General features: G+C 61.8%; 10 protein-coding genes. 5 read left to right on the top strand and 5 right to left on the bottom strand.

Going from position 1 to position 12,098, the window contains the following annotated elements:
• The first annotated feature begins 135 nt into the window (after positions 1-135).
• Positions 136-2,622, top strand: coding sequence for a circularly permuted type 2 ATP-grasp protein (locus HX821_RS22695; protein ID WP_177036427.1), 2,487 nt, complete (start codon positions 136-138; stop codon positions 2,620-2,622).
• A complete protein-coding gene (locus tag HX821_RS22690; protein ID WP_003217471.1) occupies positions 2,622-3,512 on the top strand; it encodes a transglutaminase family protein in 891 nt (296 codons plus the stop codon). Before HX821_RS22695 ends, HX821_RS22690 begins: the two co-directional genes overlap by 1 nt.
• 130 nt (positions 3,513-3,642) lie before the next feature.
• Here HX821_RS22690 and HX821_RS22685 read toward each other — a convergent pair whose 3' ends face one another.
• Together HX821_RS22685 and HX821_RS22680 are read right to left on the bottom strand one after the other, a co-directional pair.
• Complete coding sequence (locus HX821_RS22685) at positions 3,643-3,822, bottom strand: hypothetical protein (protein ID WP_017478355.1); 180 nt, start codon at positions 3,820-3,822, stop codon at positions 3,643-3,645.
• A 68-nt stretch (positions 3,823-3,890) separates the two neighbouring features.
• Entirely contained in the window at positions 3,891-4,478 is a 588-nt protein-coding gene (locus HX821_RS22680) for a TIGR00730 family Rossman fold protein (RefSeq protein WP_003217468.1), read from the bottom strand.
• 337 nt (positions 4,479-4,815) lie between these two features.
• Between HX821_RS22680 and azu the strand changes: the two genes are divergently transcribed.
• Complete coding sequence (azu, locus tag HX821_RS22675; protein WP_008439083.1) at positions 4,816-5,262, top strand: azurin; 447 nt, start codon at positions 4,816-4,818, stop codon at positions 5,260-5,262.
• Positions 5,263-5,494: 232 nt separating this feature from the next.
• Here azu and nadE read toward each other — a convergent pair whose 3' ends face one another.
• From nadE to HX821_RS22660, 3 genes are all read right to left on the bottom strand, one after another.
• Positions 5,495-6,322: an ammonia-dependent NAD(+) synthetase gene (gene nadE, locus HX821_RS22670; protein ID WP_003217462.1), complete on the bottom strand. Its 828-nt coding sequence runs from the start codon at positions 6,320-6,322 to the stop codon at positions 5,495-5,497.
• A 3-nt stretch (positions 6,323-6,325) separates the two neighbouring features.
• Positions 6,326-7,540, bottom strand: a complete 1,215-nt coding sequence (pncB, locus tag HX821_RS22665; protein WP_003217456.1) for a nicotinate phosphoribosyltransferase — start codon at positions 7,538-7,540, stop codon at positions 6,326-6,328.
• A 214-nt stretch (positions 7,541-7,754) separates the two neighbouring features.
• A complete protein-coding gene (locus HX821_RS22660; protein ID WP_003217454.1) occupies positions 7,755-8,651 on the bottom strand; it encodes a LysR family transcriptional regulator in 897 nt (298 codons plus the stop codon).
• A gap of 154 nt (positions 8,652-8,805) precedes the next feature.
• On the opposite strand from HX821_RS22660, the gene HX821_RS22655 reads away from it, so the two are divergent.
• Both HX821_RS22655 and HX821_RS22650 read left to right on the top strand, forming a co-directional pair.
• Positions 8,806-10,296, top strand: coding sequence for an aldehyde dehydrogenase family protein (locus HX821_RS22655; RefSeq protein ID WP_003217452.1), 1,491 nt, complete (start codon positions 8,806-8,808; stop codon positions 10,294-10,296).
• A 170-nt stretch (positions 10,297-10,466) separates the two neighbouring features.
• The gene (locus HX821_RS22650) at positions 10,467-11,750 is read left to right on the top strand and encodes an FAD-binding oxidoreductase (protein ID WP_177036426.1); all 1,284 of its coding nucleotides are present in this window, start codon (positions 10,467-10,469) and stop codon (positions 11,748-11,750) included.
• Positions 11,751-12,098 lie beyond the last annotated feature (348 nt).

The raw sequence follows: 12,098 nt of genomic DNA, 5'->3' as shown, positions 1-12,098 counted from the left end.
GGTGTATCAGAAACACATTAAGTGACTGACACTCCGCTTTCGCGAGCAAGCCCGCTCCCACACAAGCCCGCTCCCACAGTTGGATCGCGTGGTTTGTGAGTTAATTCGACTTCCCTTGCCTCTGCCGAGCGTTCCATGCCCGACTTGCTCGACCGTTACCCGCTGACCGCGGGCACTTATCACGAACTGCTGGACGACAGCGGCGCGGTTCGCGCCCATTGGCAGCGGCTGCTCGATCACTTGCAACGCAGCACCCCGGCGCAACTGGCCCAGCGCCAAGCCTTGCTGACTCGGCAGATCCAGGAAAACGGCGTGACCTACAACGTCTACGCCGACCCCAAGGGCGCCGATCGCCCCTGGGAGCTGGACCTGCTGCCCCACGTGCTGGCCGCCGATGAGTGGAAGCAACTTGCCGCCGGCATCGCCCAGCGTGCGCGCCTGCTGAATGCAGTACTGGCCGACCTCTACGGCCCGCAACGCCTGATCGCCGAAGGCTTGCTACCGGCAGAACTGGTGTTCGGCCATAACAATTTCCTGTGGCCGTGCCAGGGCATCCAGCCGCCCGACGGCGCGTTCCTGCACCTGTACGCCGTGGACCTGGCGCGTACGCCGGATGGCCGCTGGTGGGTCACCGCCGACCGGACCCAGGCCCCGTCCGGCGCCGGTTATGCTTTGGAAAACCGCACCATCGTGTCCCGCGCCTTCCCGGACCTGTACCGCGACTTGCAGGTGCAGCACCTCACCGGGTTCTTCCGCACCCTGCAGGAAACCCTGGCCCGCCAGGCGCCGAGCGACGACCAGCCACCGCTGATCGTGCTGCTGACCCCGGGCCGTTTCAACGAAAGCTATTTCGAGCATCTGTACCTCGCCCGCCAGCTTGGCTACCCGCTGGTGGAAGGCGGCGACCTGACCGTGCGCGACGCCACGGTGTACCTCAAGACCCTCAGCGGCCTGCGCCGGGTGCACGCGATCATGCGCCGCCTGGACGACGATTTCTGCGACCCGCTGGAACTGCGCACCGACTCGGCCCTCGGCGTGCCCGGCCTGCTGGATGCCGTGCGCCAGGGCAATGTGCTGGTGGCCAACGCCCTGGGCAGTGGCGTGCTGGAATCCCCTGGCCTGTTGGGATTTCTGCCGAAGATCAATCAATTCCTGTTTGGCGAAGAGCTGATCCTGCCGTCCATCGCGACCTGGTGGTGCGGTGAGCCGCCGGTGCTGGCCGAAGCCCTGGAGAAACTGCCGGAGCTGCTGATCAAGCCGGCGTTTCCGTCGCAAAGCTTTACCCCGGTATTTGGCCGCGACTTGAACGACGAACAACGCGAGGCCCTGGCTGAGCGCATGCGCGCGCGGCCTTACGCCTATGTCGCCCAGGAACTTGCGCAGTTGTCCCAGGCGCCGGTCTGGCACACCGTTGACGATCACCTTCAGCACCGCGCCATCGGCATGCGTGTGTACGCCGTAGCCAGCGCCGACGGTTATCGGGTACTGCCCGGTGGCCTGACCCGTGTGGCCGCCGATGCCGATGCCGAAGTGGTGTCGATGCAGCGCGGCGGTGCGAGCAAGGACACCTGGGTGCTCGGCGAACGCGCCCATGGCACCGAGCAATGGCGCGCCCAGCGGGCCATCGGCGCCCATGACCTGGTGCGACGTGATCCGTACCTGCCGTCGCGGGTGGTGGAAAACCTGTTCTGGTTTGGCCGTTATTGCGAGCGCTGTGATGACAGTGCGCGCTGGTTGCGGATCGTCCTCGCCCGCTATGTCGACGGAGACGACCCGCTGGCGCTGCAGGCGGCGGTTGAACTGGGTGAGAACCTGCGACTGTTGCCGGAGGAGGGCGAGTTGCCTGAGCGGCTTCAGGCGGCGTTGCTCGGTGATGACTGGCCCTCGAGCCTGCGGGCCAACTTGCAGCGCTTGCAGTGGGCGGCGTCCCAGGTGCGCGGCAAGCTGTCCCGGGAAAACTGGCAGGCGCTGGTGGAGTTGCAGCGCGAAGCCCTGGAACTGGAAAGCGAAGAGCCGGACTTCGGCGAACTGCTGGATTTCCTCAACCGCCTGGTGATGTCCCTGGCCGCGCTGTCGGGCTTTGCCCTTGACGACATGACCCGCGACGAGGGCTGGCGCTTCCTGATGATGGGTCGGCGCATCGAGCGCCTGCAGTTTCTCAGCAGCAGCCTGGCGGCGTTCCTGCGCGGCGTGGCGGTGTTCGATCAGGCCGGGCTGGAGTGGTTGCTGGAGCTGGGCAACAGCAGCATCACCTATCGTTCGCGCTACCTTGCGGTGCCGCAGCTGATTCCGGTGCTGGACCTGTTGCTGCTGGATGAGCAAAACCCCCACGCAGTGCTGTTCCAGCTGAAACTGGTGAGCCGCACCTTGCGTCGCTTGAATGACGATTTCGGCGTGCCCCGGGAAACCGGGCTGGCGCCGTTGGTGGAGCGCCTGGCGCGCTTTGACCTGGGCTGCCTGGAGAACCCGCTGTTCGGCGAGTCCAGTGTGCGTGCCGCGCTGGATGGCCTGGCCGACCTGCTGCAAGCGGTGGCCGATGAAAGTGGGCAAGTCTCCGACCGCCTGGCCTTGCGCCATTTTGCCCATGTGGACGATGTCAGCCAGCAAACGGTGTCTGTGTGATGAGTGCCCGCTACCAGATTTTCCACGATACCCATTACCACTACGACAGCCCGGTGTCCCTGGCCCAGCAGCTGGCGCACCTGTGGCCGCGGCCTTGCGCCTGGCAGCGCTGCAGCTCGCAGCAACTGGAGATCAGCCCAGAACCGACCTCGCGCCGGGATGAACTGGATGTGTTCGGCAACCCGATCACCCGGCTGGCATTCGAGCGGCCCCATGATGAACTGCTGGTGAACGCCGGGCTGACAGTGGAGGTGTTGGCGCGGCCGCTGCTGGATTTCAGCCTGTCGCCGGCCTGGGACCAGACCCGCAACGGCCTGACCTACAGCAGCCAGCCGCTGTCGGCCGAAGTGATCGAGGCGTGCCGCTATCGGTTCGAATCGCCCTATGTGCATTTGAAGAAAAGCTTCGTCGAGTTCTCCGAAGACTGTTTCCCGGCTGGTCGTCCGTTGCTGTTGGGTGTGCAGGCGCTGATGCAGAAGATCTTCAGCGAATTTACTTTCGATGCCGAAGCCACACAGGTCGCCACGCCGTTGGTGGAAGTGCTGGAGCGCCGGCGCGGCGTGTGCCAGGACTTCGCCCACCTGATGCTCGCATGCCTGCGTTCCCGGGGCCTGGCGGCGCGGTATATCAGTGGTTACCTGCTGACCCAGCCACCGCCCGGCCAACCACGGTTGATCGGCGCGGATGCGTCCCACGCGTGGGTGTCGGTGTTTTGCCCGGTGTCGGGTTGGGTGGATTTTGACCCGACCAACAATGTGCAGCCGGCACTGGAACACATCACCCTGGCCTGGGGCCGGGACTTTTCCGATGTTTCGCCGTTGCGGGGGGTGATTCTGGGGGGAGGGAGCCATGACCCGGAAGTGCGGGTGACGGTGATGCCGCTGGAGTAATGCACAAGATCGTTCCCACGCTCCGCGTGGGAATGCCTGTTGTGACGCTCTGCGTCACCCTGCACATATCTCAAATCGGGACGCGGAGCGCCCCAGGATGCATTCCCACGCGGAGCGTGGGAACGATCACCTATTCAGCGTCTTTCGGTGCTTCGGTGTCGTCTGTAGCCACTGTACCTTCAGCATCCGGGTTCAGTGCACCGGCTTCTTCGTCGGCTGCAATTTTCTTGCGCTGCAGCTTTTCCTCTTTCTTCTGCTCTTTGGCCAAGTCTCTCTGACGTTTGGCGAAGGAGTAATTAGGTTTTGCCATGGGCGATCCTCTGGGGTCGAAGGTGAGGTTGAGCGGCGCGTATTCTGCCTTTAATCGCGTCCCAAGGGTTAATCGGGTTTTTGGTCCACCCATTTGGGCAGGACCAGCGGTTGCCAGGCATCCAGTACGTCAAGCAGCTCAGCCGGCGATTCGCTCATTTGCAGCATGGCACGATGCGGTGCCCGGACGAAGCCTTCGCCGACGATATGATCAAGAAAATCGGTCAACTTGCGGTAAAAACCGTTCACTTCGAGCAAACCCAGCGGTTTGCCGTGGTAGCCGAGCTGGCCCCAGGTCCAGACTTCGAACAGTTCTTCCAGGGTGCCCAGGCCGCCCGGCAGCGCAATAAAGGCGTCGCTCAGTTCGGCCATGCGCGCCTTGCGGGCGTGCATGCCGTCGACCACCTCCAGGCGGGTCAGGCCTTTGTGGCCGATTTCGAGGTTTTTCAGACTTTCGGGAATAATTCCGATCACCTCGCCGCCGGCTTCCAGCGCCGCATCGGCGACGATACCCATCAGGCCCACGGCGCCGCCGCCGTACACCAGGGTCAGCTTGCGCTCGGCCAGCGCGCGCCCGAGGGCCACGGCTGCTTCACGGTAGGCCGGGTTGGTGCCGCTGCTGGCACCGCAAAACACACAGACAGACTTCAAGGACATACCTGACTCCACTCAGTTGTGGCTAAAGAGTAAAGGCTGGCTTGCGTCTCTCAAAGGATTAAACCTCGCGTTGAGGTGTTTCGCAGGTGCCGCTGGCACCACAGGCATAGGCGGCAAGCAGGCTGCGGAACAGGCTATTGAGGTGCATGGCTGGAACTCCGGATGAGTGATGGACCGATCATAGGCCGGCACCCGCACTTTGGCCGGTAGATTGTGTCGATGAGTCTGATAGCCTAAAGTTGTATACAATCTGTTGATACAGATCATATGAAGTCCTGCCTGACTCAGGCACCCTTGTCGCAATATGCGTTTTTTAAACCCTGCCCTGGAGATTCACATGTTTGCCAAACTCGTTGCTGTTTCCCTGCTGACTCTGGCTAGCGGCCAGTTGCTTGCTGCAGAGTGCAAGGTCACTGTCGACTCCACTGACCAGATGTCCTTCAACACCAAGGCCATCGAAATCGACAAGAGCTGCAAGACGTTCACCGTTGAGTTGACCCACTCCGGCAGCTTGCCGAAAAACGTCATGGGCCATAACTGGGTGCTGAGTTCCGCCGCCGACATGCCTGGCATCGCCAGCGACGGCATGGCCGCCGGTATCGACAAGAACTACCTGAAAGACGGCGACACCCGCATCATCGCCCACACCAAGATCATCGGTGCCGGCGAGAAAGACTCCGTGACCTTCGATGTGTCGAAGCTGGCGGCAGGCACTGACTACGCGTTCTTCTGCTCGTTCCCAGGCCACATCTCGATGATGAAAGGCACTGTGACCCTGAAGTAAGCAATCTTCAGGCAAAAAAAAGCGCCCTTCGGGGCGCTTTTTTTGCCTGTAGGCAGGCTGCTCTTGTGGCGAGGGAGCTTGCTCCCGCTGGGCTGCGGAGCAGCCCCAATAAGCTCACCGCGTAGCATCAGAAAAAGCAGTAAGCAGGTTTCAGGGGCCGCTTCGCGCCCCAGCGGGAGCAAGCTCCCTCGCCACAGCAAGCCTTTTTGCCAGAATGAGCCGCTACGTCAGATCAGGGTGCAAACGGCATCACTCGCTTGTGCTCGGTCTTGCGATAGGTGTCGCAGATGATCTTGAAGGCTTCCTCGCGCACCGGCTCGCCGTGCAGGAACGCGTCGATCTCGGCATAGGTCACGCCATGGGACGCTTCGTCCGGCTTGCCCGGCGACAGGTCTTCCAGGTCGGCCGTCGGGATCTTCTCTACCAGCGATTCCGGAGCACCAAAGTGCCGGGCAATCGCGCGCACCTGGTTCTTCACCAGCCCGCTCAGCGGCGCCAGGTCGCAGGCGCCATCACCGAACTTGGTGAAAAAGCCCATCACCGCTTCCGCCGCATGGTCGGTACCGATCACCAAACCACCGGCCGCGCCGGCGATGGTGTACTGCGCCACCATGCGCATGCGCGCCTTGGTGTTGCCCAGCACGAAGTCCCGGGAGACTGCGGCCTTGCCTTCAAACGCCGCCACTTCATTGGCCAGGGATTTCACCGCCGGGCCGATGTTCACTGTGTGGCGTTCGTCGGGCTCGATAAAGTCCACGGACGCCTGGGCGTCGTGTTCGTCGAACTGGGTTTCGTAGGGCAGGCGCACCGCGATAAAGCGGTACGCATCGTCACCCTTGGCAGCCCGCAACTCTTGCATTGCACGCTGGGCCAGCAGGCCGGCGGTCAGGGAGTCGACGCCGCCGCTGATGCCCAGCACCAACGTCTTGAGGCCTGAATTGAGCAGGCAATCCTGGATAAAGGTAACGCGCCGGGCGACCTCCGCCTCAAGGGCGGCCTGGTCCTTGAACGGTGGTTGGACCTTGAGCTGTTCAGCAATCTCGCGCTGTACGGCTTGCATGATTCACTCCTTGCTGGGTAGGGCAGGTACTTTGAAAACGTGGCGCAAATAGGCGACAAAGTTCGGATCGGTGCAGTGGGTCTTGCCCGCTTCATCGGAAATCTTCGCGACGGGCTGGCCATTACAGGCAGTCATTTTAAGCACGATGCTCATCGGTTCCACACCTGGAATATCACAGGTCAGGTTGGTGCCGATGCCGAAGCTCACATTGATCCGACCACGCAGCGCGCGGAAAATCTCCAGCGCCTTGGGCAGCGACAGGCTGTCGGAGAACACCAGGGTCTTGCTCATGGGCTCGATCCCCAGCTTGTGATAGTGGGCGATCGCCTTTTCGGCCCATTGCACCGGGTCACCGGAGTCGTGGCGCAGGCCGTCGAAGAGCTTGGCGAAGTACAGGTCGAAATCGCTGAGAAACGCATCGGTGGTGATGCAATCGGTCAGGGCGATGCCCAGCAGGCCACGGTACTCGCGCACCCAGCAGTCGAGGGCGGCGATCTGGCTGTCGATCAGGCGCGGGCCGAGTTGCTGGTGGGCCATGATCCATTCGTGGGCCATGGTGCCCAGCGGCTTCATGTTCAGCTCGCGGGCCAGGTGCACGTTGCTGGTGCCGACAAAACGCCCGGGGAAGTCGTGCTTGAGCACGTTCACCACTTCTTCCTGCACGCGGTAGGAGAAGCGTCGACGCGTGCCGAAATCCGCGACCTGCAGTTCGGACAGTTCTTCGACGCTGGCGTTGGCCGTCAGCCAGTCGAACTTGCGATACAGCTGCTCGCGGGCCTGTTCGAGGATCACGCTCTGGTAGCGATAGCGGTTACGCACTTCGCTGACGATGGCCAGCATCGGCACTTCAAACAGGATCACGTGCAGCCATGGCCCGCGCAGGCGGATAAACAGCTCACCGTTTTCGATACCGGTGTGCACGTAGCGCAGGTTGAAGCGAAACAGCCCGAGGAAACGCAGGAAATCCGGCTTCATGAAGCTGATGCGTTCCAGGAAGCCCAGTTGGTCGGGGCTCAGGCTCAGCTCGGCGAGGCGCTCGATCTGGTAGCGGATCTCCGCCAGGTACGGGCGCAGGTCTTCACTGTTGCGGCAACGAAACTCCCATTCAACTTCCACGTTCGGGTAGTTGTGCAGCACCGCCTGCATCATGGTCAGCTTGTAGAAGTCGGTGTCGAGCAGGTTCTGCACGATGCGATCGGCAAACACACTCTCGCTCATAACGGGAATCTCCAGACGGGTCGGCGATGGGCGCCGACCTTTACGCACAATTAAGGAATGGCGCTAGTGGCGCATAGACCCGTGCTGTTTTGCCAGTGATTTTTTTGGGGATGACTACTGGCGCCATCGCAGGCAAGCCAGCTCCCACAGGTGAATGCATTCCAAAATGTGGGAGCTGGCCTGCCTGCGATAGCGGTATTGCAGGCAACGCGCCTCAATCAGACTCAACCTGCTCCATCATCCACTTCACAAAATCTCGCACCTTGGGCACTTCCGCCGAGTGCTCGGGGTAGGCCAGGTAATACGCATCCTGGCTCGGCATCGCATGCTGCCAGGGGATCACCAGCTTGCCTTCGGCGAGCTCTTCTTCCACCAGAAACCTGGGCAGCAGCGCCACACCGCAGCCAACCTGTGCGGCGCGAATGCACATATAAAAGGTCTCGAAGCGCGGCCCATGGTAGCTGTGCTCGGTGTGATGACCCTGGGCGGCGAACCAGTCATGCCAGCCTTGCGGGCGCGAGGCGTTTTGCAGCAACACCAGTTCGCTCAGTTGCGTGGGGTCGGTAAATGCTTGGGCGGGCAGGCTGTCGGGTGAGCACACGGGCACCAGTTCTTCGCTGAACAGCTTGAGGCTCTCGGTGCCGGGCCGTGAGCCCTGGCCAAAGTAGAAGGCCAGGTCGGCCTTGCCTTGCAGCAGCTCGTCGGGCTCCTGTTCGTTGCACAGGTCCAGGTGAATCTGCGGATGGCGCAGTCGCCAGCCCTTGAGGCGCGGCACCAGCCAGCGGGCGCCGAAGGTGTAGGGCGTGGACACCCGCAGCACTTCAGTCTCGCCGCCGTAGGAGCGCAGGTAATGGGTGGACATCTCCACCTGGGTGAGGATCTTGCGCACTTCCACCAGGTACAGATCGCCCGCCGGGGTCATCTGCAAGCGGCGGCGCACCCGGCGAAACAGCAGGTGCTGCAACAGTTCTTCCAGCTGCGCGACCTGTTTGCTGACAGCGCTCTGGGTGAGGTTCAGCTCTTCGGCGGCGCGGGTAAAACTCAGGTGGCGGGTGACCGCTTCGAAGCACTGCAGGGCGGTGATCGAGGGCAAATGTCTTTTATTCAGCACGGCACGCCTCTTTTTGTTCTTAGCATGAATAAACGGAATGATATCTCGCCTAATCGTCGTTTGTTGGCAAGTCTTGGGCCAGCTACAAATAAGGTCTGGATCGCCGCGACCGCTGGCGGCGCAAATTTCTGTTTGTAGATTGAAGGAGTGACCCATGGTTGCCGCATTGCTTGATCGTCTGGGGGTAAACCCGGCGCTGTACCAGTCGGGTAAACAACCCGTGCATTCGCCCATTGATGGCAGCCGGATTGCCAGTGTGCACTGGGAAGGCGCCGCCGAGGTGGAGCAACAGGTCAGTCGCGCCGAGCATGCATTCGAGGCCTGGCGCAAGGTGCCGGCCCCGCGTCGTGGTGAGCTGGTGCGCCAGTTCGGCGACGTGTTGCGCGAGTACAAGGCCGACCTCGGCGAGCTGGTGTCGTGGGAAGCCGGCAAGATCACCCAGGAAGGTTTGGGTGAAGTGCAGGAAATGATCGACATCTGCGACTTCGCCGTCGGCCTGTCGCGCCAGTTGTACGGCTTGACCATCGCCTCCGAGCGTCCGGGCCACCACATGCGTGAAACCTGGCACCCGCTGGGCGTGGTTGGCGTGATCAGCGCCTTCAACTTCCCGGTCGCCGTATGGGCGTGGAACACCGCGCTGGCGCTGGTGTGCGGCAACGCAGTGATCTGGAAACCGTCGGAAAAAACCCCGCTTACCGCCCTGGCCTGCCAGGCACTGTTCGAGCGCGTACTGAAGAACTTCAGCGATGCGCCGCCGTACCTCAGCCAGGTGATCATCGGTGGCCGCGATGCCGGCGCCGCACTGGTGGATGACCCGCGTGTTGCGCTGATCAGCGCCACCGGCAGCACCCGCATGGGCCGCGAAGTAGCGCCGAAAGTCGCTGCACGTTTTGCCCGCAGCATTCTCGAACTGGGCGGCAACAACGCGATGATCCTCGGCCCAAGCGCCGACCTGGACATGGCCGTGCGCGCCATCCTGTTCAGCGCCGTCGGTACCGCCGGCCAGCGCTGCACCAGCCTGCGTCGGCTGATCGCCCATGAGTCGGTAAAAGAGGAAATCGTCACCCGCCTCAAGGCTGCGTATTCCAAAGTGCGCATCGGCCATCCGCTGGAAGGCAACCTGATCGGCCCGCTGATCGACAAGCACAGCTTCGAAAACATGCAGGATGCCCTGGAGCAAGCCTTGAGCGAAGGCGGCCGGGTGTTTGGCGGCAAGCGTCAGTTGGAAGACACGTTCCCCAACGCTTACTACGTGTCGCCGGCCATCGTGGAAATGCCGGAGCAGAGTGATGTGGTGTGCACCGAGACGTTCGCGCCGATTCTGTATGTGGTCGGCTATACCGATTTCGCTGAAGCGCTGCGCCTGAACAATGCGGTGCCACAAGGCCTGTCTTCGTGCATCTTTACCACTGACGTGCGCGAGGCCGAGCAGTTCATGTCGGCGGTGGGCAGTGACTGCGGGATTGCCAACGTCAACATCGGCCCGAGCGGCGCGGAGATTGGTGGCGCGTTTGGCGGTGAGAAAGAGACCGGTGGCGGGCGTGAGTCGGGCTCGGATGCATGGCGCGGGTACATGCGTCGCCAGACCAACACCGTGAACTACTCGCTGGAACTGCCGCTGGCCCAGGGCATTACCTTCGACTGATACCTCAAGTCGGAGTGAGGTCAATGTGGGAGCGGGCTTGCTCGCGAAAGCGGTGTGTCAGTCAACGAATGCTTATCTGATCCACCGCTTTCGCGAGCAAGCCCGCTCCCACATTTGACCGTATTTACAATTCGGAAAAGTGGTTTGTTAGGTCTCATCGGAGTCTGGCAATGGCATTACGCGAAGCATGTTTGTGGGAACAACTCACTCCTGGCCGGCCGGATCGTGCCGCGCTCAAGGGCGAGGCAAAAGTGGATGTGTGCGTGATCGGCGCCGGCATCACCGGTTTGTCGGCAGCCATTCACTTGCTGGAGCAAGGAAAAAGTGTCGCCGTACTCGAGGCCCATCGCACCGGCCACGGTGGTTCGGGGCGCAACGTAGGGTTGGTCAATGCAGGGATGTGGATTCCCCCGGACGAGATCGAAGCCGGTTTTGGTACCGCGGTGGGCAGCCAGCTCAACCGCATGCTCGGCGCGGCACCGTCCCTGGTGTTCAGCCTGATCGACAAATACAACATCGACTGCCAACTGCGTCGCGAGGGCACCTTGCACATGGCGCACAACGCCCGTGGCGAGGCGGATTTGCGCAGTCGTGAAGAACAGTGGAAGCGTCGCGGTGCACCGGTGGAGCTGTTGACCGGCGCTGCATGCGAACAAGCCACCGGTACCAAAAAGATTGCTGCCGCCTTGCTCGACCGGCGGGCCGGCACCTTGAACCCGATGGCCTACACCAGTGGTTTGGCCAATGCCGCCGTCGGGCTCGGCGGACAGTTGTTCGATCACTCCCCAGTCACCCAACTGGAACGCCAGGGCCAGCACTGGTCTGTGCAGACTGCCCAAGGCTCGGTGCAGGCCGAACAGGTGGTGATCGCTTCGAACGCCTACACCGAAGGCGAGTGGACCGAGCTGCGCCGCAACTTTTTCCCCGGTTATTACTATCAGGTGGCGTCGGCCCCTCTGACCGACGACGCCGCCCAACAAATCCTTCCGGGCGGCCAAGGCTCCTGGGACACTCGCCAGGTACTCAGCAGCATCCGCCGCGACGCCGAAGGCCGCCTGCTGCTCGGCAGCCTGGGCAACGGCAACCAGAAACCCGCGTGGTTCCTCAAGGCCTGGGCCGATCGGGTGCAACAGCACTACTTCCCGTACCTCAAACCGGTGCAGTGGGAGTGCACCTGGACCGGCTGCATCGCGTTCACCCCGGACCACTTGATGCGCCTGTTCGAGCCGGCGCCCGGGTTGGTGGCGGTCACCGGTTACAACGGGCGCGGGGTGACGACCGGCAGTGTCGTGGGCAAAGCCTTCGCGGATTATCTGTGTCACCAGGATCCACAGGCACTGCCGATCCCCTTTGCGCCGATGCAGCCGTTGGCCGGTGTGGGCCTGCGCAGCTGTTTGTACGAGGCGGGATTCTCGCTGTATCACGCGGGCCAATGCCTGCGGATCGTGATCTGATCAACGAAATACCCCTCAGAAGCCTGCATTTTCTTAGCCGGCTACTAATCTGTATTGGTGCGAGTCGTAGCAGTAACGCACTGTAAATGTGCACTTCCGTTACGCACGCTGTTACATGTTTAAGGGTGGCCGTTTAGTGGCCGGGTTGCAGTGCTTGATTGGTCGGGTTGCACTTTATAGGTCCAATGGTTGCACCTGGTTGAGATAGACGGTTGCACGTCCAATCAAAAGGCGCCCAAAAACCTGCAATAACAATGACACCGTGTCTTTTTGAATAATAAAAACGTAATGGCACGACGCTTGCTCTGGGCTTTCTCCGAAAGTTTTTGAAGTGAAGCTGCAGTGCCA

Source organism: Pseudomonas sp. B6001, from assembly GCF_013386015.1.
Lineage (GTDB): Bacteria > Pseudomonadota > Gammaproteobacteria > Pseudomonadales > Pseudomonadaceae > Aquipseudomonas.
This window is presented reverse-complemented; position numbering and strand designations above follow the sequence as displayed.